Genomic DNA, 24,580 nt, shown 5'->3' on the forward strand with positions numbered 1-24,580 from the left:
GAGCAGCAGCATCACGGCGAAGGCCGGCAGCAGGATGGCCAGCCAGGCATCCCGCGGGGCGCCGGTGGCCAGCACCTCGGCGATCGCCACGGCGCAGGCGGCGATGCTGGCCCAGGCGGCGACGCCGATCCCGGGCCGGTAGCGGCTGCCGCGACGGCGGTAGGTCAGCAGGCGCAGGATGATCACCAGGGCGGCGATCACGGTGACGAGACCGGACACGGTCATTTCCTCCCTCCCAGCCAGGCCTTGATGTCGAGCGTCTTCACGCCCTCGATGGCCCGCAGCCCGGCGGTCACGGTGACGGCGGCGGCGATGAAGGCGGACACGGCGCTCTGCTCCAGCATGTCGCCGAGCAGGGCCGGCCCGCCCAGGTAGCCGATGGCGAACGAGATCAGCAGGTAGGCGAAGCGCTCGAAGAGCCCCAGGTCCTTGGCGCTGATCACGAACAGGGTGGCGCCGCAGAAGGCCCCCACCACGGCGTTGGCATCGATGCCGGGCAGCATGCCGATGACGGCGGCGGTGAGGGTGGCGGTGCCGGCGGCAGCGGCGGTGCTGGGTTCGGCCATGATGTCCTCAGGTCCAGAGCAGGATGGTGGGTTCGCGGCTGGGCGGCTGAACGATGTCGGGCAGGGTGACGGGTGTGCCGTGGGGCAGGACCGGGCCCAGATCGGCGAGCCCGGGGTTGGCCTTCAGCACCTGCTCGGTGACGCCCTGGGTGCGGCCGTAGGCGCGGTAGCAGATGGCGTCGACGGTGTCGCGCTGGCGGGCGCGGACGGTGCGTGGCATCAGACCCATCTTCCGGGAGAGGATGGGAACAGCGCGCAGCGCTGGCCCGCTGGGTGAACGACAGGGACGTTGTTCATATCAGCTCGACGGTGGTGTGAGGCCGGCCTTCGATCTCCGCGACGGCCCAGTGGGCGTCGCGGCGGTAGGCCTCTGCGGGATCCTCGAGCTCCAGGCCACGTTCACGGGCCGAATTGGTGGCGTCGTAGTCGGCATAGCGCTCGGCGAGCCCTGCGTGAGCCATCGACATGACCGCGCGCAGATACAGCGCCCGGTAGACCCCGGGGGCCTGCCAGATCGGCACAGGAATGTCGTCGACGGTCGGATGGCCGGCATCGACCTGGTCGGCCTGCCAGTGGCGCAGCACCCGGTTGATGTGGGCCATGGCGGCTTCCAGGGCTTCCATCAGCCGCCCGTCGGTGACGGTGCCATCGAGACGGTGGCGCTCCCGGAAGTCGGCCGGCGCGAGATCCGGCCAGAAGCCGTTGTTCGCGATCGGCTCGGCGGTGGTGGTGGCCGCGGTCCCGGCGGAGACGAAGCTGCTCATCGGCGGTGTCCTTGGAGAATGCCCCTGTTTGAAGGGGGTGGGCGACGGATCGAGGCGGGAGCCCTCGGGCTAACCTCTACCGTCGCGCCCCCTGACGTCGGCGTGCGACTCGGTTGCACCGATCAGGCCGGGTTGGCCTGATCGGCATCGTTATGCTGATTGGCGTGGCTCTGGCGAAGCTGCCGCTCGAGGCGCTCCAGGTCCTTCTTCACGCCAGCCCGGTCGTTGAGCTCCAGGGCGCGGGCCAGGCTGGCTCGGGCCGGCTCGAGACGCTGGGCATCGCGCTGGGCGTAGCCGAGCGACTTGTAGAGCTTGGCGCGCACCTGGTCGTGCATGTCGGCGTCGCGGGTCAGGCCCTCGACCGTCTCGAGCTGCTCGAGCAGGGCAGGGGTATCGGCGTCCTCGGCCTCGATCAGCCGCAGCGCCTGGTCGGCGACTTCCTCGGCGATGATCGCCGCGGTGCCGCGCTCGAACTGGTCGGGCGGTGTGAGGCCGTGCTGCAGCGCGTAGCGGGCGATGGCCACCGCGCCGGCGATGTCGCCGGCGTCGATCCGCCACAGCATCACGCGCATCAGCACGTCGTCCTGGGCGCCGCGGCCAGCCTGCAGCACGCCGTCGACGTAGTCGGCGTACTTGGGCAGGATCTCGCGCTTGATCTCGGCCTTGCGCTCCATCGACTGGGTCGACTTGAGGCGTCGGTAGTCTTCGAACAGCGCGGCCTGCATCAGCTGGTAGGCGTCGCCCTGCATCGGGGCGTCGCCGGAAGCCTCGGCCGCTTGGGCGGCCGACACGCGCTGGAAGTGACGTCGGGCGAGGGTGCTCATGGCGCTCCTTACTTAACCGTTGAGGGCGGCCGGTGACATCTCGATGTTCTCGACCAGGCAGCCGGCACCGAAGTCCTCGACGACATAGCTGTCGTTGCTGCTCTCGTAGTTCTCGATGCGGTTGCGCTTGGGGTTCTCGGCGACGTGGCGGCGGCGGGCGCCGGTCTGCCAGTAGATCGAGAGGTTGTCGAGGGTGGTGACCAGGATGGCGTCGTCCGGGAAGTAGGGGACGTCCATGCCCTGCAGCCCGCCGATGCGCTTCTGGCTGATCACCAGGTCGGCGGCCATCTGCTCGCTGGGCAGGTTCTGGTTGAGCAGCGGGAAGTACTTGTCGGCCATCAGGCTGCGGCCGACGATCACCACCAGGCCGGGCGCACGGCGATACCAGGGCTCGATCAGGCTGTTTACGACATCGTAGACCAGGGCGTCGAGGGTGGCGTAGTCGCCGACGATGCCAGTGACGTTGCCCTCGGCGTCCGTGGTCTTGGTGGGGTCGATCAGGATCTTGCCGGCGGTCTTGCCGTCCTTCAGCACCCGGGCCGGGGCCTGGGTGCGGTAGTGCTGCAGCCAGCCGATGTTCACGTCCTGGAGCATCGGGTTGGCGACCGGATCGGTCTGCACCGCCGCCGAGGTGCCGTTGAAGCCGATCATCATGCGGTCCAGGGCCTGCTGCTGGACGATGGCGTCGCGGATCAGCGCCTGGAAGTTGGGGAACTTGGCCCAGGCGTCCAGCTTGGCGTAGCCGACATGGGTGTCGAACTCGGTCATCCGGCACTCGTAGCCCTGGGCGTCCAGCGTGGAGAGGTCGCGGGTCTTGCGGTCCTGGCTGGACACGTCGGTGCGGGCGGCGATCGGCCCGGAGACGCCGAGCGCGAGCTTCTCGCCCTTCAGCTCATCGACGCCGATCATGTTGATGCGGCCCAGGAAGTCGCTGGACTCCTGGATGCGCTTCTCCAGACGCTGCTGGATGGTCGGCTCGACGGCGAACTTCTGGGTCGCATCGGGGACGCCGTTGAGCTTCGCCACCTGGCCGGCGAACTGGTTGAAGAGGATGCGGGTATCGTTGCGCATGAGTCGGGGCGTCCCTTAGCAGTCGGTTTCGATGGCGGTGTCGGCGCCGGTGGCGCGTGAGCGCTGGTGTTGCCGCCCGGGCTCGTTGTCGAGCCGGGTGAACAGCTCGTCGAAGCGGCCCTTCAGCGTCTCGTGGGCGTCCTTGAGCTCGTTGAAGGCGGTCTCGGAGGGGCGCTTGTTGACCGCGGCGGCCAGATCGGCGTGCTTCTGCACGAACAGCTCCATCGTCTGCTCGAGCTCGGTGCGGAAGGCGGCGAAACCGGCCTCGGTCTGGGCGTCGTGCTTCTTGAACAGCGCCTTGACCCGCTCGGCCAGGGACGGCCCCTTGTCGCCGGTGTTGTCGGAAAAGGTCAGCTCGGTCTCGACCGCGGCGGAGAAGAGATTGTCAGGGCGCAGTTTGCGACCGGCGAGCGGCGACTCGTTGCCCTGCTGGGCGCTGAACTGAAGCATGGAAGTGCCGAGCGAGGCGGGGGAGTCGGTGACTGCGAGCCCGGCCAGATAGGCCTCGCCGCTGCCGGCAAAATCGAGGTCGATCTCCATCGACGTGTAGACCTTCTGGCGCTTCTCGACCATGGCCTTGAGCTCGTCGGTCGGGTCGATCTCGGCGAACAGCGCCATCTTGCCGTCGTCGCCTTTCTCGGCCTTGAGCGCGGTGACGTCGCCATAAGCCTTGAACGGGCTGTCCGGCAGCACGCCCTTGATGTGTTCCAGATTGACGCGGCAGCCATAGGTGGCTGGGTCGAAATTCTCGGCCATCTGAGTGAGCCATTCGGCGCTGATGACGCGACCGTCGGTCGTGGCGCCTTCGGTTCCGATACGATGCCAGGGCATGGAGGAAGCCTCGGTTGAATGGGCGGGTAGCGATTGCCGTCAGGTTCCGCGCCCACGGGGAATGGCTCAACGCGCTGGCGGTGTAAGTGGGACGAATCACACCGACATGCCCGGCGTTGCCCATGCGCGCGCGGGTACGCTGGCGGCATGACACCGCACGCCCATATCGACGACGATCACTACCGGCTTTCCGCCCGGCACCTCTACTGGACGGGGTGGCGCATCGCGCGCATTGCCGAGTTCCTGGACATCCCCCGCGCCACGATCGACAGCTGGAAAAAACGCGACGACTGGGACGCCGCCACGCCGACTCAACGGGTGGAAGGCGCGCTGGAAGCGCGCATGGTGGAGCTCATCTGGAAGGAGCAGAAGGAAGGCAAGGACTTCAAGGAACTGGACCTGCTGGGCCGGCAGATCGAGCGGCTGGCCCGGGTGCACAAGTACCAGGAATCTGGGCGCGAAACCGACCTGAATCCGAAGATCGAACGGCGCAATGCCGGCGAGAAACGCAAGCCGGCACGCAACGATGTGGGCGACGAAGGCGTGATCCAGATCGTCGAGGCGTTCGAGGCCTCGCTGTTCGATTATCAGCGCATCTGGTACCGCGCCGGTCAGCACGAGCGGATCCGCAACCTGCTCAAGTCGCGACAGATCGGTGCCACCTGGTACTTCGCCCGTGAGGCGATCGCCGACGCCCTGGAGACCGGCAAGAACAAGATCTTCATGAGCGCCTCGAAGGCCCAGGCGCACATCTTCAGGCACTACATCGTGCAGTTCGTGAAGGAGATCACCGGCGTCGAGCTGAAGGGGGATCCGATCATCCTGGCCAATGGCGCCGAGCTCCACTTCCTGGGCACGAATGCCAAGACGGCCCAGGGCTACCATGGCGATACCTTCCTCGACGAATACTTCTGGATCCACGGCTTCGAGCAGTTCCGCAAGGTGACCAGCGGGATGGCGATGCACAAGAAGTGGAAGCAGACGTATTTCAGCACGCCCTCGAGCGTGGCCCACGAGGCCTACCCGTTCTGGACCGGCGAGCGCTTCAACAAGCGCCAGAAGAAGGCCGACCGGGTGTCGATCGACGTCAGCCACGCCGCGCTGAAGGGCGGGGCGCGCGGGCCGGACGGCCAGTGGCGCCAGATCGTCACGATCGAAGACGCCATCGCCGGCGGCTGCGACCTGTTCGACATCGACCAGCTGCGCCTGGAGTACTCCGACGACGAGTTCGCCAACCTGCTGATGTGTGAGTTCGTCGATGACACCCAGTCGGCCTTCCCGCTGGGGATGATGCAGAAGTGCATGGTCGACAGCTGGGACGTCTGGCGGGATCTCAAGCCGTTCGCGCCGCGCCCCTACGGCGAGCACCCGGTGTGGATCGGCTACGACCCGGCCGGCGATGGCGAAGGTGGGGACGGGGCAGGGCTGGTCGTGGTGGCGCCTCCGCGTTCGATGACCGGCAAGCACCGGCTGCTCGAGCGCCAACGCCTGAAGGGCCGCGATTACGAGGCCCAGTCGGAGTTCATCCGTGAGCTGACCCGCCGCTACAACGTCACCTTCATCGGCATCGACACCTCCGGGCTGGGCGAGGCCGTCGCCCAGCTGGTGGCGAAGTTCTTCCCCACCGTGACCCGCTACCGCTACACGCCGGAGGTCAAGGCGCAGCTGGTCATGCAGGCCCAGCAGATCATCAATAAGGGCCGCCTCGAATTCGATGCCGGCTGGATGGACCTGGCCCAGTCGTTCATGGCGATCCGGCGCGAGCTCACCGCCTCCGGGCGCCAGTTCACCTACACCGCGGGACGCAACAACCAGACCGGTCACGCCGACCTGGCCTGGGCGACCATGCACGCCCTGCACAACGAACCCCTCGACGGGCCGGTCGATCACGGCACCCGCCGATCCCTGATGGAGATGTTTGAATGAGCGAGCCCGCAGCAGCCAAGCCCCGGGTGCGAGTGCCGGCCTACCTGATCGAGGCGGATGCCGACCAGCAGGCTCCGGCGCCGGCGAAGGCCGAGGCGTTCAGCTTCGGCGATCCGGTACCGGTGATCGACGGCTACGACTTCTTCTACACCGGCTGCTGGATGCTGGGCAGCGAGTGGTACGAGCCGCCGGTGGACTTCCCGGCGCTGGCCCAGACCTACCGGGCGACCGCGCACCACGGCAGCGCGCTCCAGGTGAAGCGCAATATCCTGGTGGGCTCGTTCATTCCCCATCCGCTACTCAGCCGGCAGGCCTTCAGCGCCCTGGTCACCGACTACCTGGTGTTCGGCAACTGCTACCTCGAGCGGATCTTCGGCCGGCTGGGCAAGCTGCTCGCGCTACGTCCGGCCCGGGCCAAGTACGTGCGCCGCGGGGCGGACCTGGAGCGCTACTTCTGGGTGCCGAACTGGAGCGAGCGCAGCGAGTTCGCCCCGGGCAGCCTGATCCACCTGCTGGAGCCGGACATCAACCAGGAGGTCTATGGCGTGCCCGATTACCTGGGCGCGCTGCAGTCGATCTACCTCAACGAGAACGCCACGCTATTCCGGCGCAAGTACTACCTCAACGGCTCCCACGCCGGGTTTGTGATGTACGTCTCCGACGAGGCCCAGAACCAGGAAGACATCGACGCCATGCGCTCGGCCCTGAAGGAGTCCAAGGGCGTCGGCAACTTCCGCAACCTGTTCCTCTACAGCCCGAAGGGCAAGAAGGACGGCATCCAGATCATCCCGATCTCGGAGGTGGCCGCGAAGGACGAGTTCGCCTCGATCAAGAACATCACCCGCGACGACCAGCTCGCCGGTCACCGGATCCCGCCGCAGCTGATGGGGGTGATCCCCAACAACACCGGGGGATTTGGCGACGTCGAGAAGGCGGCCAGGGTCTTCGTGACCAACGAGCTCGAACCGCTGCAGGCGATCCTCAGCGAGATCAACGACCACGTGGGCCAGGAGGTCGTGCGCTTCCGGCCGTACACGTTAGAGGCGGCCAGCGAATCGGCACCCGCCTGACACGAAAAAGCCCGGGACCATAGGCCCCGGGCATGCATCGCCGTGATCGTCCCTGATCATCAACGCCTTCCTGGCGCATCCAAAGACACCGCAAGCATATCAAATACTGGATAAATAAACAGGTGTCAGGATGACCATGAAACCGATCCTCCCATGGATGGGAGGCAAGCGCCGCCTTGCGAAGGCCATCATCCCCCAGTTCCAGCCGCACAGAACCTATGTGGAGCCCTTCTGCGGGGGAGCGGCCATCTTCTTCTTGAAGGAGCCAAGCCCCGTGGAGGTGATCAATGACGCCCACGGGGAGCTGGTGAACCTCTATCGTGTCGTCAAGCACCACCCCGACGAGCTGGTGCGCCAGTTCCGCTGGAGCCTGGTGAGCCGGGAAGAATACCTGACCCAGCGTGAGGTGAATCCGCGCCACCTCACGGACGTGCAGCGTGCGGCGCGATTCTTCTACCTGCAGAAGCTGGCCTTCGGGGGCAAGGTCTATGGCCAGACTTTCGGGACGTCAGCCACCAGCCCGCCGCGCCTCAACCTGATGCGCATCGAGGAGGATCTGAGCCAGGCTCACCTCCGGCTATCTCGCACGGTGATCGAGCACCTGGACTGGGCGGAGTGCGTGACGCGCTATGATCGCCCCGAGACGCTCTTCTACCTGGATCCGCCGTACTGGGAGACCGCCGGCTACGGCACCGACTTTGGCCTCGAGCAGTACGAGCGGATGGCCGAGTTGGCACGGGAGGCGAAAGGGCAGGTCGTCATCAGCGTCAACGACATCCCGGAGATGCGGCGAACATTCGAGGGCCTCCAGATCCACACCACCCACATCAACTACACCGTCGGCAAACAAGCCACCGGGAAGCGCGGAGAGCTCATCATCAGCAACCGTTGACCGCACCCAGCTCAGCTCCATCAGCCGCCCAGCTCCTGGGCGGCTTTTTCTCGCCCGCTCGACGGGCTGCCCGGCTACCTAGCCCGCGGCACCCCGCGGCGCGCCGTCGACACCCCGCCCCGCCTGCGCGCTAAACCTATCGCTTTTCACGCACTTGTGCAGGACGGTCCATACAGCCGGGCTGTGGGGCTTCGAGGCGGGTGACAGAGGGCGATCAGTCATGCGGAATCATGCGAAATCGAGCAGCGCCCAGAGCGGGTGGTGAGGAAGCACAGGAGGGGGTGGCGTCTTGAGAAGGAGAGGGGGCCTCGGAAAAAGGTAACATCGGTCACAAGGGGGTGAATCAAGGGGCAAATATCTGATTCTAGTCGACTTTATTGTTACCCCTAAAAGGTAATGTGAGGTAATGCAAAAGGTAACGCGCTCGCAAGATGCTGTTTTTAAAGTATATGGATATTTCTCTCTGTGACCTCTTAAAAAGGTAACGCATTACCTTTGCATCACCTTTTTGTTACCTTTTGAACGACTGCTCGAATCCCTTTTTATTCATGATGTTAGGCGAGATTCTGGCAAGGCAGTACCTTTGTTACCTTTTTCCGAGCCCCCCAGGGATTCTGAGATTGCCGCGCGACAGGCGCACACGCACGCGTCGTGCACATCACTCACGGCTCTTCACCGCGCAGCAGACTCGAGACCATTCAGGGGTAGAGTGAAGGGTGAGGAGGGAGAATCAGAAGGAACTTATTTGGTACCCAACCGCTGTGAGGCCCAGTATGGCGGGACTTACTACCGATCCATCATCGGCGCCACAGAGAAGCGGCGGGCCTGGGCCAGGGGATCTCGGTCAGTCATCGGCATCAAGAGGTCGGGCAGGAGAGGGCGCGTAGTGTACCAGCCCCAAGGGGGCGTTTTCATTGTTGGTGTGGTGACTGTGCGGCGGGTACGAGTCGGAGCAGAGGTGCTTCGCAGTCTGCCCCTGGCCTTGCGTTCTACCGCCAAATTGGAGCAGCGAGGAAAACTTTGCAGATGGAGGACTGCTGGCGCTGGCCTTCCGGCGACGCGAGTATCGTGGTACCGACGAGGGATTGCGCATCATCTCGGCGCGACGGGCCACCAGGCGAGAGGAGGCGATTTATGCTCAATGAGACCTTGAAAAGGCGATTGGCGAAGGACCGTCCCATGACGACAGTGACGCTGCGGGTGCCGGTTGATGTGGTGGAGTCGCTGAAGGCGATAGCGCCGCTGAAGGGGCTTCAAGGCTACCAGACGCTGCTGAAAGCCTACGTCAGCGAGGGACTGCGTCGCGATGAGGCTCGCTATCTCGATGATGGTGTGCGGCGTTTGGTGGAGGCGTTGAAGGCTCGCGGTGTGGCTCCGGAACTTATCGAGCGTGCGGTGGCTGATGCCTATGAGGAGAATTGAGTCGAGCACATCCGACTGTGCGCGTTTCGATAAGGGGGCTCAATAGCCTCCTGCAAGGAAAGGCGATATGTCAGGGGAAGGTCAGCGGGGCCGCCTCTAATGCGCACGTATGCGTTCGTCACATCCATGCTCGCGCCTGTCTCACCGACAAGCGCAACTTCAGCGGTAGGATCCGTGCCACTGTTTCTTGCTGGTGCATTTTTGGCGCACGATACCGGGAAAGCCCGTGACTGTGGGCTTTACCTCCGACCGATCGTCGGCGCCACGGAAAATCGGCGGGCCTGGGCCAGGGGATCTCGGTCAGTCATCGGCATCAAGAGGTCGGGCAGGAGAGGGCGCGTAGTGTACCAGCCCCAAGGGGGCGTTTAGGTCGTTGGGATAAGGCCGTGGTACGCCGAGCAAAAAACTTGTCAAGGTGTTAACTATGGTTAACACTTGATGGTATGAATATGATCCGCGAGACGCAGTCCTATGCTGCCTGGTTCGCCAAGCTGCGAGATCCCAGGGCCAAGGCCAGGATACTGGCTCGGCTACGGCGCGTTGAACTGGGTAACGTCGGTGACTGTGAGGCTGTCGGTGAGGGGGTCTCGGAACTTAGGATCCATTACGGGCCTGGTTACCGAGTGTATTTCGTCCAGAAGGGGCACGAACTGATCATTTTGCTGGCAGGCGGCGACAAGTCCAGCCAGGCCAGAGATATCGAACTCGCCAAGCGATTGGCGAGGGAGTTGACGGAGGCACCATGAGCACACTTCAGAAATGGGATGTCGTTGACCATCTGCAGACGGAAGAAGACATGGCCTTGTATCTTGAGGCCTGCCTTGAAGAAGGTGATCCCGCACTCGTCGTGGCGGCGCTTGGCGATATCGCTCGAGCGCGAGGCATGACGCAACTGGCGCGCGATACCGGCCTGACCCGCGAAGGGCTTTACAAGGCGCTTTCGGCCGATGGGAACCCAAGTTTTGCGACAGTCATGAAGGTCATGAATGCCCTTGGCTTCACGCTGCGAGCCGACGCTCCCTGACGCTTTCTGCGATTCAGACAAGCTATCGTCTTTTCCAAGCGCTTCCCCCCGGTGCTTGTGCTGCGGCTTTCAGGGCCTGAGGGCTGGAGAATCCAGCGCCCAGGCCGTCTGGTTTCATTGGTTGGCTCGGTTAGTGCCTACCACCGGTCGTAGACGCTTCTCTGCCCCATGTATTGCCTTTGCACAGCCCCGTGCTTCGCCCTTGCTTCATTGCTCCGGGCGGCACCGGGTTCAAGCACTTTTCGTTCTTACTGCTCCAATGTCTCCAGTATCCGCCAGGCGGCTTCGACGCGCTCGCCGTTGGGGTAGCGCTTGTTGGCGAGGATGACGATGCCCAGTTCATGCGCCGGCATAAAGGCGGCGTAGGCGCCGAAGCCGCCGGTGGAGCCGGTCTTGTGGTACCAGCGCTGGGGCTGTGGCTCGCCTGACGGCTCGAGCATGGTGACAGGCTGGGGCTCCAGCGCCATCTCTGCGGTGGTGCCGTTTTGCAGCGTATCGAGGGTCGTCGGCAGGGCGTAGCTTTCCCAGGCGAGTCCCTGCTGCATCTCGCCGACGGCGGCGTAGCCCTGGTGGGTGGCCAGCAGGGCTTGTGCCATGCGCTGGTCGTCCTGGCTGCCTTGATAGGCGTCGATATTGGCCTGAACGAAGCGTGCCAGGTCCCGTGCCGTGGTCTTGATGCCGTAGGCCTGGGTGTCCAGCGGGCCCGGATTGACGCGCACAGGCTGGTCATCGCCGTTGTAGCCCTGGGCGTAGTGGCGGGCCTGGTCGTCGGGCACCGTAAGCCAGGTGGCATCGAGGCCAAGTGTGGGCAGCACGCTGTCCTGCATCAGCTCAGCGAAGCTTGAGCCTTCGCTCTGGGCCGCGAGCAGGCCGAACAGGCCGATGCTGGGGTTCGAGTACAGGCGCTTGGTGCCGGCGGCAAAGTCCGGCTGCCAGTTCACGAAGTAGTCGTGGAGGGTGGCGTCGTCGACGCCCGCGGGAAACTGCAGCGGGAAGCCGCCGGCGGTGTAGGTGGCAAGCTCTACCATGCTGACCTCGCCTACTGGATGACCCTCGAAGTCGGGCTCGATGCTGGCCGCGCTGTCGCTCAGGGAGAAGGCTCCGCCTTGTTGCACCCAGGCGCCCAGCGCCGCGGTGAAGGTCTTGCTGACCGAGCCGATCTCGAACAGGGTGTCGTCGTTCACGGCGGCGCCGGTCGAGGTCTCCCGGCTGGCGGCGCCGTAGTGGCTCAGGCAGATGTTGCCGTGGTCGACCAGTGCCACCGACACCCCCGGGATGCCGTGGTGATCCATCAGTGCCTCGATCTGCTGGTCCATGGTCGGGTTTTCGCAGGATCGGCTACTCTGCTGCTCGACGGTACTCCGGTCGGCGTCTTTAGGCGCGGAGGCCGCCTGGGCGGAGGTGGTACCCACGGCGAAGACGAGGGGCAGAAGATGAACGGGGCGAACGGGCATGAGCGGTGATTCCGTCGTGTGGGGGTGTTGCCCGGGGCCTTGGGGCCACGGGGCAGGCGGACAGGCACAGGACGGTGCGCCTTGAGGCTAGCCGAGTCTGCTGTGCCGGCACAATCATCGCCTGAACCCGGCGGCGAGTCACCCGTGGGCTGAGGGTCGATCGTGCGGCTCTCACCTCGTTTCGTCTCGCTCTACCTCTACCGATTGCCACCTTCACCGATCGCCACCTTCACCCTGGTAGCGCCTGCTATATCGCCTCAGGCCAGGACCTTGAGGCCTCGTTGCACGGCGGGGCGTTCGAGAAACGCCTGGAGGGTGCGGTCGACGTGGGGGAAGTTGGCAAACTCGACCAGATCCCCGGCGTCGTAGCGGTAGACCAGGTTGCGTACCCAGGGAAGGATGGCGATATCCACCACCGAGTAGTCCTCGCCCATGATCCACTCGCGCTGTTCCAGGCGCTTGTCCAGCACCCCAAGCAGGCGTTTGGCCTCGTCCACGTAGCGCTGAAGAGGGCGCTTGTCCTCGAGTTCCTTGCCGGCGAAGAAGTGGAAGTAGCCGATCTGGCCAAACATCGGGCCCACGCCGCCGACCTGGAACATCAGCCATTGCAGGGCCTGGTAGTAGGCTTGGGGCGTCTGGGGTACCAGCTGGCCGGTCTTGTCGGCCAGGTACAGCAGAATCGTGCCTGACTCGAACAGTCCGATCGGCTGGCCTTCGGGGCCGTCGGGGTCGAGGATCGCGGGAATCTTGTTGTTGGGGCTGAGCGAGAGAAACTCGGAAGAGTGCTGGTCCCTGGTATCGAAGTTGACCCGGTGCGCTTCGTAGTCCAGCCCGACTTCCTCCAGCATGATCGAGACCTTGACCCCGTTGGGGGTCGGCAGCGAATAGAGCTGCAGGCGCTCGGGGTGTGTCGCCGGCCACTTGGCAGTGATGGGGAAGCGGGAAAGGTCGGTCATGGGGACATTCCTTGTGGTGAAGAACGAAGGGAGCGTGACGCTGACATCTGGTGGCTGGAAGTACGAACTGACGGTGCGAGCAAGGAGCGATCGAGACAGGCGTCGCCCTTGACCTGAACCGGGGAAAGCCGTCAGCCAACGTCTGGAGGGTAGCACCCGACGACGGATTCGAGCGTCGCCAGGCGCAGAAAGGCGCAGCTCTGGTGCATTTGGCGCTGCTGCCAAAGCGGGTTCGGGCGCGTATCGGCGGGTTCGGGCGCCTATCAGCGGGGGCTACCCCGGGCTGACTCAGGCCCTGGGTCTTGTACGAAAAGCCACCGAGCGCAGGCACTTTTCCTAGAAGCCTCACTCAGGCCGGTTGGGCCAGACGCTCTCCAGGGTGGCAAGCGCGGCCTGCAGCGGCGGCTCGCGGGTACGTTCCTTCTTCCATACAAAGCACAGGGCGCAGTCCAGCGTCACCCCCTCGACGATGGTCAGGCCGCTGCGCTGGCGCTCGGTCAAGGCCAGCGAGTCCCGGGCCAGGCTCAACCCCACCCCGGCGCGTACCAGGTCGAGCATGCAGGCCTCCTGGTCGACCTGGGCGACCCGCCGGGGCGTCTCGCCGCTGTCCTGCATGGCGCGCTTGAGCAGGCGATGGTGGACCGAGTCGGGGGGCGTGACGATCCAGGGCAGGGTGGCCAGCGTCGACCAGCGGGTGTCCTCGACCCGCGATTCCCAACCGGAGGGCGCCACCACGTAGTAGCGAAAGTGGGTCAGCTCGACAAACGCAAGTTCGCCGGCGCCGTCGGCGTGGGTGCTGCCTGTTCCGGGGGGCGCCAGATAGAAACCTGCATCCAGCTCGCCGCGCTCCACTCGCGACAGGGCGTAACCGCTCATGCCGTGGTGCAGCTCGGTCTCGAGTTCCGGGGCGCGCTCGACCAGCACCTTGAGAAAGCTGCCCAGACGGATGAACTCGGGGTCGATGATGGTGCCAATCCTCAACAGCCCACGCACCGTCGAGTGCAGCGAGCGGGCCATCTGATCGAACACCCGGGCGCTCTCCAGGGCCTTTTCGGCGGTGGGCAGCAGTGCCTGACCGTGGGCCGTCAGCTCCAGTCCCTGGGGGCGGCGGTGGAACAGCGTCAGTCCTAGCGTTGCCTGCAGCTGCTTCAACTTTAGGCTAACCGCCGGCTGGGTGAGATGCAGCGCCTCGGCGGCGCGGGAGACGCTGCCGAGGTGCGCCACCGTGACGAATGCTCGCAGCGTGGGGTAGTCCTGCATGGCGCCTTCCTTCAACAGAGCGTGTTATTTGAGAACTTTATATCTGGGTTTCAAATAACTCAATTGCTCAGATCGCCACCAGAGATAGGCTGTACAGCGACAAGACGAGCAGGCTGGGCACCTTTCCTCATACGGCCACGCTCGAATGACTTAAACAACGCTTATAAAGGAGCATCCCATGACCTCGACGATTCCTCACTTCATCGGCGGCCAGATCGACGAAAGCGCCTCCCTGGGTCATCAGGACGTCTACAACCCGGCGACCGGCCAGGTCAGCGGCCGCGTGGCGCTGGCCTCCGCCAGCGAGATCGACAAGGCGGTAGAGGTGGCCAAGGCGGCCTTCCCGAGCTGGGCCGACACCCCGCCTATCCGCCGCGCCCGGGTGATGTTCCGCTTCCTCGAATTGCTCAATGCCAACAAGGACGCCCTGGCCGAGGCGATCACCCGTGAGCATGGCAAGGTCTTCACCGACGCCCAGGGCGAGGTGGCACGGGGTATCGATATCGTCGAATTTGCCTGCGGTATCCCGCAGCTGCTCAAGGGCGACTTCACCGACCAGGTCAGCACCGGCATCGACAACTGGACCCTGCGCCAGCCGCTTGGTGTGGTCGCCGGCATCACCCCGTTCAACTTCCCGGCCATGGTGCCAATGTGGATGTTCCCGGTCGCCATCGCCTCCGGCAACAGCTTCATCCTCAAGCCCAGCCCCACCGACCCCAGCGCCTCGCTGATGATGGCGGACCTGCTCAAGCAGGCCGGGCTGCCCGACGGCGTGTTCAACGTGGTCCAGGGTGGCAAGGAAACGGTGGACGCGCTGATCGACCACCCCGACGTCAAGGCGCTGTCCTTCGTCGGCTCCACTCCCATTGCCAACTTGATCTACCAGCGTGGCGCGGCCCTGGGCAAGCGTGTGCAAGCCCTCGGCGGCGCCAAGAACCACATGGTGGTGATGCCCGACGCCGACATCGACAAGGCGGTGGACGCGCTGATCGGTGCCGCCTACGGCTCTGCCGGCGAGCGCTGCATGGCCATCAGTGTGGCGGTGCTGGTCGGCGACGTGGCCGATGACGTGGTGGCACGCGTCGCCGAGCGCGCCCGGGGTCTCAAGGTCAAGGACGGCATGCAGCTGGACGCCGAGATGGGGCCGATCGTCACCGCCCAGGCCCATCAGCGTATTACCGGCTACATCGACAAGGGCGTCGAGGAGGGTGCCGAGCTGGTGGTCGATGGCCGTGGCTTCGACAGCAGCAACACCGGTGAAGGCTGCAGCGAGGGCTTCTGGATGGGCGGCACCCTGTTCGATCACGTCACCCCGGAGATGACGATCTACCGCGAGGAGATCTTCGGCCCGGTGCTGGCCTGCGTGCGCGTGCCGGACGTGGCCACCGCCATCGAGCTGATCAATGACCACGAGTTCGGCAACGGTGTCAGCTGCTTCACCGAGAGCGGCAAGGTGGCCCGCGAGTTTGGCCGTCGCATCCAGGTGGGCATGGTCGGCATCAACGTGCCGATTCCGGTGCCCATGGCGTGGCATGGCTTCGGTGGCTGGAAGCGCTCGCTGTTCGGCGACATGCACGCCTACGGCGAAGAGGGCGTGCGCTTCTACACCAAGCAGAAGTCGATCATGCAGCGCTGGTCTGACTCCATCGAGGCGGGCGCGGAGTTCGTGATGCCGACCGCCAAATAACGCCCTGAATCGAGGGACCTGCGATGACAACCGCACAACAATACGACAGCGAGTTTGACTATATCGTGGTCGGAGCAGGCACCGCCGGGTGCCTGCTGGCCAATCGCCTTAGCGCCGACCCCAACAACCGGGTGCTGCTGATCGAAGCCGGTGGTCGCGACAACTACCACTGGATCCACGTGCCGGTGGGCTACCTGTACTGCATCGACAACCCACGCACGGACTGGCGCTTTCGCACCGATCCGGACGCGGGCCTCAACGGGCGCTCGCTGCTCTACCCGCGCGGCAAGACCCTCGGCGGCTGCTCCAGCATCAACGGCATGATCTACATGCGCGGCCAGGCCCGGGACTACAACCACTGGGCCGAGGTCACCGGTGACGACCAGTGGCGCTGGGAGCACTGCCTGCCGGCCTTCATCCAGCACGAGGATCACTATCGTCTGGACGAGGGCGGTGACGCCGACGCCGCCCACCGGGACTTTCACGGTCACGGCGGCGAGTGGCGCATCGAGAAGCAGCGGCTCAAGTGGGAGGTGCTGGACGACTTCGCCGAGGCGGCGGTCCAGGCGGGTATCCCACGGACCAAGGACTTCAACCGTGGCAGCAACGAGGGCGTCGACTACTTCGAGGTCAATCAGCGCTCCGGCTGGCGCTGGAACACCGCCAAGGCGTTCCTGCGTCCGGCGCTCAAGCGGCCGAACCTGACGCTGTGGCACTCCACCCAGGTCAATCGGCTGATCGTCGCCGGCGGCGAGCCCGATGGCGAGAAGCGCTGTGAAGGCGTCGAGGTCAAGCGCGAGGGCACCACCCAGCTGGCCAGGGCGCGCCGTGAGGTGGTGCTGTCCGCCGGCGCCATCGGCTCGCCCCAGATCCTGCAGCTCTCCGGCATCGGGCCTGGTGAACTGCTCAAGCAATACGGCATCGAAGTCGTCCACGAACTGCCGGGGGTCGGTGAGAACCTGCAGGACCATCTGCAGATACGCTCGGTGTACAAGGTCAAGGGCGCCAAGACCCTCAACACCATGGCCAGCTCCCTGTGGGGCAAGGCCGGCATCGGTCTGGAATACGTGTTCAAGCGCACAGGCCCAATGAGCATGGCGCCGTCTCAGCTCGGCATCTTCACCCGCAGCAGCGACGAGCACGAGCACCCCAACATCCAGTACCACGTCCAGCCCCTGAGTCTGGAGGCCTTCGGCCAGCCGCTGCATCCCTATCCGGCGGTCACCGCCAGCGTCTGCAACCTGAATCCGACCAGCCGCGGCAGCGTCAGGATTCAGAGCGCCGATCCGGCCCAGGCGCCGTCCATCGCCCCCAACTACCTGAGCACCGACGAGGACCGGCGGGTGGCGGCGGACTCGCTGCGCGTCACCCGCAGGATCGCCGAGCAGAAGGCGTTCGCCAGGTACGAACCGGAGGAGGTCAAGCCCGGCGTCCAGTACCAGACCGATGAAGAGCTGTGGCGGCTGGCCGGTGACATTGGCACCACCATCTTCCACCCGGTCGGAACCACCCGGATGGGGCAGGCCGACGATCCCATGGCGGTGGTCGACTCACGCCTGCGGGTGAGGGGAATCCAGGGCCTGCGGGTGGCGGACGCCGGCATCATGCCGACCATCACCAGCGGCAATACCAACTCGCCGACCTTGATGATCGCCGAGCGAGCGGCGGGCTGGATGCTCGAGGCCGCCGGCTGAGCGCCGGTGTCTTGCGCAGCAAGCGTCACAACAACAAACGATAAAGGTATCCCTGATGAACGCGCCAGAGTCCCATTCTGATCGACTCGACCTGCGGGTCTTCGTACCCGCCGTGCTGGTCATCGCAGGCCTGATCCTGCCCATCATCGTGTTCCCGGAGTCGGGGGCCGCACTGGTCAATGCGGCCTTTGCCTTCGCCACCGGGCGATTCGGCTGGCTGTATCTGCTCGCCGGCATCGCCGTGGTGGTCTTTCTGGTGGGCTTGGCCATCAGCCGCTACGGCAACGTGCGGCTCGGCGGCCCCGATGACAAGCCGGAGTTCTCCTACTTCAGCTGGGTGGCGATGATCTTTGCCGGTGGTATCGGCATCGCCATCGTCAACTGGGCCTGGGTCGAACCCATCTACTACTTCACCGGCCCTCCCTTCGGCGTCGAGCCAAGCTCACAGGAAGCGGCCGAGTGGGCCTTGACCTACGGCCAGTTCCACTGGGGCTTCACGCCCTGGGCCTTCTATTGCCTGCCGGCTATCCCGATCGCCTACTCCATGTTCGTCCATAACCGCCCGGGCGTCAGGCTGTCCGTGGCCGCCCGCGGGGTGATGGGGCGTCATGCCGACGGCTGGTGGGGCGCGCTTCTCGATGCGGTGGTGGTCTTCGGCATCGTCGGTGGCGTCGGTACCTCGCTGGGGCTGGCGGTGCCGCTGGTATCGCAGCTGCTGAGCGGTCTGCTCGGGGTGTCACCGTCGTTCATGCTGGATATCGCGGTGCTGCTGATCTGGACCGCCATCTTCTCCGCCAGTGTGTGGTTCGGCCTGGCCAAGGGCATCAAGATCCTGTCGGACATCAACGTGCTGCTGGCGGGGGTACTGCTGGTGTTCACCCTGGTGGTGGGCGACACCCTGTTCATGGTGGAGGGCTGGGTCAACAGCCTCGGCAAGATGGTCTCCAACTTCGTGCCCATGAGCATGTGGACCGACCCGGTGGGGGACTCCAGCTTCTGGCGCGACTGGACGGTGTTCTACTGGGCCTGGTGGATCGCTTACGCCCCGATGATGGGCCTGTTCGTCGCCCGCATCTCGCGCGGTCGCACCATCCGTGAGCTGATCATCGCCGAAATGGTGTTCGGTTCCTTGGGCTGCTGGGTGTTCTTCGCGGTGTGGGGCGGCTATGCGCTGGACCTGCAGATCTCCGGCACCCTGGACGTGGCGGCCATTCTTTCGGCCGAAGGCATCCCCGCTGCGGTCGAGGCGATCCTCGGCACCCTGCCGATGTCCGGTGTGATTACCACCCTGTTCGTGCTGCTGTGCTTCATCTTCCTGGCGACGACCCTGGACAGCTCCGCCTACGTGCTGGCGTCGGTGACCTCGCGCAAGTTGTCTGGCTATCAGGAACCGCAGCGCAAGATCCGCCTGATCTGGGCGTTTCTGATCGCCGGCGTCGGGGTAGCGTTGATCCAGCTTGGCGGGCTCAAGCCGGTGCAGACCTCCACCATCGTGGTGGCGCTGCCGATGATTCCCGTGCTGGCGATCCTGGCATGGTCACTGGTGCGCTGGCTGCGCCAGGACTTCGCCAAGAAGGTCCTTGAACCCCACCTGGTTATCGAAGACGGAAAACACTGATTCACCGGGGAGGCTTCGGCCTCCTCACGTTGCCGCGCTGGCTGCGCCAGGACTTCGCCAAGAAGGTCCTTGAACCCCACCTGGTTATCGAAGACGGCAAACACTGACGTCACCGAGGAGGCTTCGGCCTCCTCACGTTGCCACCCTTGCTCTACAGGAAGACCCCGATGTCACCGAATCCTCATTCCCAACTGCCGCTCAAGGACGTCAAGGTCATCGACTTCGGTCAGTACATGGCCGGCCCTGCGGTGGCGATGATCCTCGCCGACCTGGGCGCCACGGTCATTCACGTGGACCCGCCCACGGGGCCCATGTGGGAGTCACCGGCCAACGCCACCTTGCAGCGCAACAAGCTGATCGTGACGATCGACCTCAAGACCGACGAGGGCCTCGAACAGGCGCTGGCGCTGATCGAGGAGGCCGATATCGTGATCGAAAGCTTCCGGCCCGGCGTCATGCAGCGCCTGGGCATCGACTTCAGCGCGCTGCGCGAAGAGCGTCCGGAACTGATCACCCTGTCGATGCCGGGCTTTGCCTCCAACGACGAGCTGCGCCGTGACTGGCGGGCCTTCGAGAGCGTCATCGCCGCCCACTCGGGGGTGTTTACCGACATGGGGCTCAACCGGGTGCTGATGGGCATCAATCCGTCCTTCTCGCCGCTGCCGCTGGGCTCGGCCTACGGCACCATGCTGGCGGCCACCGCCGTCACCCTGGCGCTGCAGGCGCGTGAGCGTACCGGCCTCGGCGACGAGATCGAAGTGCCCATCGCCTGCGCCCTGATGGAAGGCCTCTGCTACAACTCGATCAAGATCGAGGGCCTGCCGGAGCGCTACAAGACCCAGCGCGAAAAGGAGATCGAGCGTCGCCGTATCGAAGGCGCGCCGATGAACCTGGACTACGACGAACTGCAGGAACTGCTCGATCCCTTCTATCGCAGCTACAAGTGCAAGGACGGGCGCATGTTCTACGTGGTCTGCCCGAGTCACAAGGAGCACGCCAAGCGCTGTCTCAAGGTGCTCGGTCTCTACGACGAACTGGTGGAGGAAGGGTTGGTGGAAGAGCCCGACACCTATGCGCCCACCAGCCAGTGGCAGAGTGACGTGTCACTAGGCGTCTACCCGCTGCCCAAGCGCTGGGCGGATCATATCGCCGCGCGCATGAAGGAGGTGTTCCTTACCCGCACCTCCAAGGAGTGGGAGAAGATCTTCGGCCGTGGCAAGTTCCCTGGCGCGCCGCAGCGCTGGCTGCAGGAGTGGATCCACGACGACCACGCCGAGACCGCCGGGCTGATGATCGAAGTGGACGATCCCGAATTCGGCCTGATGACCCAGCCCGGCCCGATGGTCTGGCTGCACGACAGCGGCCACGAGATGCTCACCCCGACGCCGCGCCGCTGGGTGTCGTTCGACCAGGCGCTGGCACTGCTGCATCGCATCGAGACCAAGCTGCCCCGGGTTCGTGCGCGCAACGCCAAGGACGGTTGGCTCGAAGGCGTCAAGGTGCTGGATCTGTGCAACGTCATCGCCGGTCCCCACTCGGTGGCCTTTTTGGCACGCTTCGGCGCCGACATCATCAAGGTGGACCCCGCCAAGCCGTTCTACGACTGCTGGAACACGGTCATCTTCGGCCTGTCGCATATGCGCTCCAAGCGCTCCTTGCTGACCGATATCCAGGTGCCTCGGGGGCGTGAAATCCTCGACGAGCTGATCCGCCAGAGCGACGTGGTGGTGTGGAATGCCACCGACAGGCAGGTGGAGCGGATGGGGCTGACCGAGGCGGAAATGCAGCGCATCAATCCCGAGGCGATCTTCTGCCAGCTCGACTGCTTCAGCGGGGTGAAGCAGGGCCCCCGGACCAACTACCTGGGCTACGACGACCTGGTGCAGGCCACCACCGGCATCATGCTGCGCTTCGGGGGTAGCATGGACACGCCAGAAGAGCACGCCCACGTCGGCACCATCGACGTGATGTGCGGCTTCGGTGCCTCTCTTGGTGTCGCCACCGCCCTGTACCAGAAGCTGCGTACCCGCCGGGTCAGCCGGGTCAAGACCTCGCTGTCGGCGCTCAGCGGCCTGGCCCAGATGCCGTTCTGCTACGACTACGAGCGACGCGGCCTGTTCGACGAGCCCTCGGGCCGTGAACTCAACGGCTACGACGATCTGTCGCGCTTCTATTTTACCGCCGACGGGGTGGTGCTGATCAGCGCCTACGAGCGGGACCTGCACAAGTTCGCCCAGGTGCCGGGGATCGAAGGGGTGGTCGATGTTCCGCCGGAGGAGCGGGCGGCCTATCTGGCACCTCGCTTTATCAATGCGGTGGCCACCGACTGGGTGGAACGGCTGCAGAAGGCGGGCATCGCCGCGGCGGTGTGCGAGAACATCGAGGCCCTGCGCTCCTACAACTCGCGGCGCTGGGACAACACCCCGGGCATCGATCGTGGCAGCTACTCCTTCACCGTCTACGACGAGCACCCCAGCGGTCACGTCATCACGCAGCTCGATCCGTACGCCATCCGTCCCAAGCGAGGTCGCATCTATCCGCTGGCGCCGTCGGAGAAGTACGGCAGCTCGAGCCGTCAGGTGCTCGAAGAGCTGGGGCACAGCCCCGAGGAGATCGATCGGTTGATCGCCGAAGGCGTCGTGTCGGAGAGCTGGAGCGAGGAGTATCTGCCGACCTGAGTGGTGTTCGGCGCGGGGTTTTTGCGCTGAGCCGACCAGGCGGGCTGAAGGTGTCCTGAGCCGACCAGGCGGGGAACGTGCCTCCCCGTCTGGTCGTTTTCGTTGCGCTGGACCACTCCCGCTGCGACGGGCGTCGCCAGCGCAGCGGCTGGTGGAACGCCAGGGCGTCAGGTGAGCTGGCGCACCGCGGTCTCGACGCCACGCAGCTCGGCCAGGCCGCGCAGCCTGCCGTACAGCGGGTAGCCCGGGGCGGTGGCGCGGTGCTGATCGTCGAGGATGTGGTGGCCGTGGTCGGGGCGCAACGGCAAGCGTCGGCCGCCTTCGCGCTCGCGACGGCGTTCCTCGGCGACCAGCGCGCTGATGACCGCGACCATGTCGACGTCACCGTCCAGGTGCGGCGCCTCGTGGAAGGAGCGAGGGTCGGGGGACTCGCGCCGGGTCGAGCGCAGATGCACGAAGTGGATGCTGGGACCAAAGCGCTGAACCATGGCGGCCAGGTCATTGGCGGCGAGCACGCCGTAGGACCCGGTGCACAGCGTCAGGCCATTTGCCGGGCTGTCGACGGCCTCAAGGATCCACTCGGCGTCCGCCGCCGTCGAGACCACCCGGGGCAGGCCGAGCAGCGGCCGGGGCGGGTCATCGGGGTGGATCGCCATCTTGATGCCGAGTTCTTCGGCGACCGGGATGACCGCTTTCAGAAAGTAGCCGAGGTGTTCGCGCAGCCGCTCGGCGTCGATCTCGGCGTATCCGGCCAGTACCTCGCGAAAGCGCTCCAGGGTGTAGTGCTCTTCGGCGCCGGGCAGGCCGGCGATCAGGGTATCGACCAGTGACTGGCGGGCTTCGGCGTCCAGGCTATCGAGGTAGCTCCTGGCTTCGGTCTTCTCGTCGTCGCTGTACTCGTTCTCGGCGCCTGGTCTGGCGAGCAGGTACAGGTCGAAGGCGGCAAAGGCTGTCTGGTCAAAACGCAGCGCCAGGGCGCCATCCGGCATCGCCCAGCGCAGGTCGGTGCGGGTCCAGTCGAGCACCGGCATGAAGTTGTAGCACACGGTATCGATGCCGCAGGCCGCCAGGTTGCGCAGGGTGTCGCAGTAGCGGGTGATCAGGGCGTTGCGCTCGGGCAGTCCTTTCTTGATCGCCTCGTGCACCGGCACGCTCTCCACCACCGACCATTCGAGGCCAGCGTCCTCGATCATCTGCTTGCGCTCGGCGATGGCCTGCCGGGACCAGACCTCATCGTTGGGCACCTCGTGCAGGGCGGTGACGATGCCGGTCGCGCCGGTCTGGCGAATCTCCTCGAGTCGGATCGGGTCCTTGGGGCCGAACCAGCGCCAGGTGTGTTGCATGGAAATCTCCTTTTCTCGGGCCCGGCTAGAGGGTGCTCAGTGACGCCGCAAGCCCGGTATTGATCAGTCGGCGGTAGCCATCGGTGACAGCATCGGCAAATCCCTGCTGCGCCGCCAGGGCCGCAGGGACGATGTCCTGCTGGGCCAGAAAGGCCGCCACCAGCGCTTCAGGGTCATCGCCGTGACGTTCATGCAGCTCGATGAAGCGCGATGCCAGCGGGTCGCTCACCTCATGTGGCTGGCCGTCGAGCGAGACGCCGGAGGTGTAGCGTACCCAGGCGGCCAGCCCCAGTGCGGTGCAGGGTACCTCGTGGCCGTCCTGCAGCCGCTCGAGGGCGCCGTGAAGCCAGCGCTGGGGCAGTTTCTGGCTGCCGTCCATGGCGATCTGAGCCAGCCGATGGCGCAGACTGTCGTTGGCGAACCTGGCCAGCAACTCGTCGGCGTAGCGTTCGAGGTCGACCCCGTCCGGCATGTGCAGCGTTGTCGCCGCTTCCTTGAGCATGTAACGACGCAGCAGGGCGCGGAACTCGGGGCGGCTGACCGCATCGTAGACCGTCTCGACGCCATCGATGGCGCCCAGGTAGGCCAGCAGTGAGTGGCTGCCGTTGAGCATGCGCAGCTTCATGGTCTCGAAGGGGGCCACCTCGGAGACCATCTCGACCCCTTCGGCTTCCCAGTCGGGCCGGCCCTGGGGGAAGTCATCCTCGATGACCCATTGGGAAAAGGCCTCGCACACCACCGCGTTGGGATCCTCGACTCCCAGCTCGCCCAGCCGGGCGAAGTCGGCGTCGGTCATGGCCGGCGCGATGCGGTCGACCATGCTGCAGGGAAACGCCACCTGGTCGCTGATCCAGTCGGCCAGGTCGCTGTCGCGCAGGGCGGCGAGCTGCACGATGGCGTTGCGCGTGCGGCGGCCGTTGTCCGGCATATTGTCGCAGGACAGCACGGTGAAGGGGGGCAGGCCGGCGGCGCGACGGCGGGCCAGCGCCTCGACCAGGATACCGGGGGCGGTCTGCGGTGTGTTCGGTGAGGCAATGTCGGCCTTGATCATCGCATCGTCGACAAGCAGATCGCCGCTGGTCGGGCTGAGAAAGTAGCCCTTCTCGGTCACCGTCAGGGTCACGATGCGTACCTTGGAAGACGTCAATCGCGTCAGCAGTGCTTCCAGATCCCGGCCCTGCTGGCCTTCGCTGTCTCGGCCGGTGAACAGCGTCTGCTGAATCACGCCGATCTCTCTGAGCGTGACGTTGTCGCTATCGGTGAACTCGGCCACATGGTAGCGATGGCCCGCCGCACGCAGCCCATCGACCAGGCCGACGCTGGAGCGCAGGTTGGCGCTGCACAGCCCCCAGGCGGTGTCACCGCTGCGCTCGAGATAGCGCGCCAGATAGACCGCCTGGTGGGCACGGTGAAAGGCACCGAGTCCCAGGTGGACGATACCGATGTCGCAGGCGAAGTTCGGTGCTTCGACGAAGTGGGTCATCTTGTTCTCTACCTCAG

22 protein-coding genes are annotated in these 24,580 nt (G+C 65.2%); 10 read left to right on the forward strand and 12 right to left on the reverse strand.

Annotation, left to right across the window (positions count from 1 at the left end; genetic code table 11):
• The 7 genes from NH448_RS13580 to NH448_RS13610 all read right to left on the reverse strand — a co-directional run.
• Window positions 1-219, reverse strand: a 219-nt coding sequence (locus NH448_RS13580) for a phage holin family protein (protein ID WP_253028886.1), incomplete at its 3' end; no start/stop codon positions are given.
• A gap of 2 nt (window positions 220-221) precedes the next feature.
• Window positions 222-566 carry a putative holin gene (locus tag NH448_RS13585; RefSeq protein WP_253028887.1) on the reverse strand — a complete coding sequence of 115 codons (345 nt, stop codon included), beginning with the start codon at window positions 564-566 and terminating at the stop codon, window positions 222-224.
• A 7-nt stretch (window positions 567-573) separates the two neighbouring features.
• Window positions 574-786 (reverse strand): tail protein X, encoded by a 213-nt coding sequence (locus NH448_RS13590; protein WP_253028888.1) that lies wholly within the window; start codon window positions 784-786, stop codon window positions 574-576.
• Window positions 787-859: 73 nt separating this feature from the next.
• Window positions 860-1,330: a head completion/stabilization protein gene (locus NH448_RS13595; protein ID WP_253028889.1), complete on the reverse strand. Its 471-nt coding sequence runs from the start codon at window positions 1,328-1,330 to the stop codon at window positions 860-862.
• Window positions 1,331-1,452: 122 nt separating this feature from the next.
• Window positions 1,453-2,154, reverse strand: a complete 702-nt coding sequence (gene gpM, locus NH448_RS13600; protein ID WP_253028890.1) for a phage terminase small subunit — start codon at window positions 2,152-2,154, stop codon at window positions 1,453-1,455.
• A gap of 12 nt (window positions 2,155-2,166) precedes the next feature.
• Complete coding sequence (locus tag NH448_RS13605; protein WP_253028891.1) at window positions 2,167-3,225, reverse strand: phage major capsid protein, P2 family; 1,059 nt, start codon at window positions 3,223-3,225, stop codon at window positions 2,167-2,169.
• 15 nt (window positions 3,226-3,240) lie between these two features.
• Entirely contained in the window at window positions 3,241-4,056 is an 816-nt protein-coding gene (locus NH448_RS13610; protein WP_253028892.1) for a GPO family capsid scaffolding protein, read from the reverse strand.
• Window positions 4,057-4,203: 147 nt separating this feature from the next.
• On the opposite strand from NH448_RS13610, the gene NH448_RS13615 reads away from it, so the two are divergent.
• The 6 genes from NH448_RS13615 (at window position 4,204) to NH448_RS13640 (ending at window position 10,390) form a co-directional block, all read left to right on the forward strand.
• On the forward strand, window positions 4,204-5,982 hold the full coding sequence (locus tag NH448_RS13615) for a terminase family protein (RefSeq protein WP_253028893.1): 1,779 nt from the start codon (window positions 4,204-4,206) through the stop codon (window positions 5,980-5,982).
• Entirely contained in the window at window positions 5,979-7,052 is a 1,074-nt protein-coding gene (locus NH448_RS13620; RefSeq protein WP_253028894.1) for a phage portal protein, read from the forward strand. Before NH448_RS13615 ends, NH448_RS13620 begins: the two co-directional genes overlap by 4 nt.
• A 136-nt stretch (window positions 7,053-7,188) precedes the next feature.
• Window positions 7,189-7,944, forward strand: coding sequence for a DNA adenine methylase (locus tag NH448_RS13625; RefSeq protein WP_253028895.1), 756 nt, complete (start codon window positions 7,189-7,191; stop codon window positions 7,942-7,944).
• Window positions 7,945-9,078: 1,134 nt separating this feature from the next.
• Window positions 9,079-9,366: a hypothetical protein gene (locus NH448_RS13630; RefSeq protein WP_045991842.1), complete on the forward strand. Its 288-nt coding sequence runs from the start codon at window positions 9,079-9,081 to the stop codon at window positions 9,364-9,366.
• A gap of 449 nt (window positions 9,367-9,815) precedes the next feature.
• The gene (locus NH448_RS13635; protein WP_239452513.1) at window positions 9,816-10,112 is read left to right on the forward strand and encodes a type II toxin-antitoxin system RelE/ParE family toxin; all 297 of its coding nucleotides are present in this window, start codon (window positions 9,816-9,818) and stop codon (window positions 10,110-10,112) included.
• A complete protein-coding gene (locus NH448_RS13640; RefSeq protein ID WP_045991840.1) occupies window positions 10,109-10,390 on the forward strand; it encodes an addiction module antidote protein in 282 nt (93 codons plus the stop codon). The genes NH448_RS13635 and NH448_RS13640 overlap by 4 nt, the downstream gene beginning before the upstream one ends.
• Before the next feature lie 248 nt (window positions 10,391-10,638).
• On the opposite strand, the gene ampC is transcribed toward NH448_RS13640, so the two are convergent.
• The 3 genes from ampC to NH448_RS13655 form a co-directional block, all read right to left on the reverse strand.
• Window positions 10,639-11,844, reverse strand: a complete 1,206-nt coding sequence (gene ampC / locus NH448_RS13645; RefSeq protein ID WP_253028896.1) for a class C beta-lactamase — start codon at window positions 11,842-11,844, stop codon at window positions 10,639-10,641.
• Between the two features lie 257 nt (window positions 11,845-12,101).
• Window positions 12,102-12,800: a glutathione binding-like protein gene (locus NH448_RS13650; protein ID WP_045991839.1), complete on the reverse strand. Its 699-nt coding sequence runs from the start codon at window positions 12,798-12,800 to the stop codon at window positions 12,102-12,104.
• Window positions 12,801-13,145: 345 nt separating this feature from the next.
• The gene (locus NH448_RS13655) at window positions 13,146-14,060 is read right to left on the reverse strand and encodes a LysR family transcriptional regulator (protein ID WP_045991838.1); all 915 of its coding nucleotides are present in this window, start codon (window positions 14,058-14,060) and stop codon (window positions 13,146-13,148) included.
• 178 nt (window positions 14,061-14,238) lie between these two features.
• Between NH448_RS13655 and NH448_RS13660 the strand changes: the two genes are divergently transcribed.
• From NH448_RS13660 to NH448_RS13675, 4 genes are all read left to right on the forward strand, one after another.
• Complete coding sequence (locus NH448_RS13660; protein WP_045991837.1) at window positions 14,239-15,747, forward strand: CoA-acylating methylmalonate-semialdehyde dehydrogenase; 1,509 nt, start codon at window positions 14,239-14,241, stop codon at window positions 15,745-15,747.
• Window positions 15,748-15,770: 23 nt separating this feature from the next.
• Window positions 15,771-17,441 (forward strand): GMC family oxidoreductase N-terminal domain-containing protein, encoded by a 1,671-nt coding sequence (locus tag NH448_RS13665; protein WP_045991836.1) that lies wholly within the window; start codon window positions 15,771-15,773, stop codon window positions 17,439-17,441.
• Window positions 17,442-17,496: 55 nt separating this feature from the next.
• Entirely contained in the window at window positions 17,497-19,059 is a 1,563-nt protein-coding gene (locus NH448_RS13670) for a BCCT family transporter (protein WP_045991835.1), read from the forward strand.
• 167 nt (window positions 19,060-19,226) lie between these two features.
• The gene (locus NH448_RS13675; RefSeq protein WP_045991834.1) at window positions 19,227-21,737 is read left to right on the forward strand and encodes a CoA transferase; all 2,511 of its coding nucleotides are present in this window, start codon (window positions 19,227-19,229) and stop codon (window positions 21,735-21,737) included.
• A gap of 167 nt (window positions 21,738-21,904) precedes the next feature.
• Here NH448_RS13675 and uxuA read toward each other — a convergent pair whose 3' ends face one another.
• Together uxuA and NH448_RS13685 are read right to left on the reverse strand one after the other, a co-directional pair.
• Window positions 21,905-23,080, reverse strand: coding sequence for a mannonate dehydratase (uxuA, locus tag NH448_RS13680; RefSeq protein ID WP_045991833.1), 1,176 nt, complete (start codon window positions 23,078-23,080; stop codon window positions 21,905-21,907).
• Between the two features lie 25 nt (window positions 23,081-23,105).
• On the reverse strand, window positions 23,106-24,563 hold the full coding sequence (locus NH448_RS13685; RefSeq protein ID WP_045991832.1) for a mannitol dehydrogenase family protein: 1,458 nt from the start codon (window positions 24,561-24,563) through the stop codon (window positions 23,106-23,108).
• Window positions 24,564-24,580 lie beyond the last annotated feature (17 nt).

This window comes from Halomonas sp. OfavH-34-E, assembly GCF_024124525.1.
GTDB lineage: Bacteria > Pseudomonadota > Gammaproteobacteria > Pseudomonadales > Halomonadaceae > Halomonas > Halomonas litopenaei.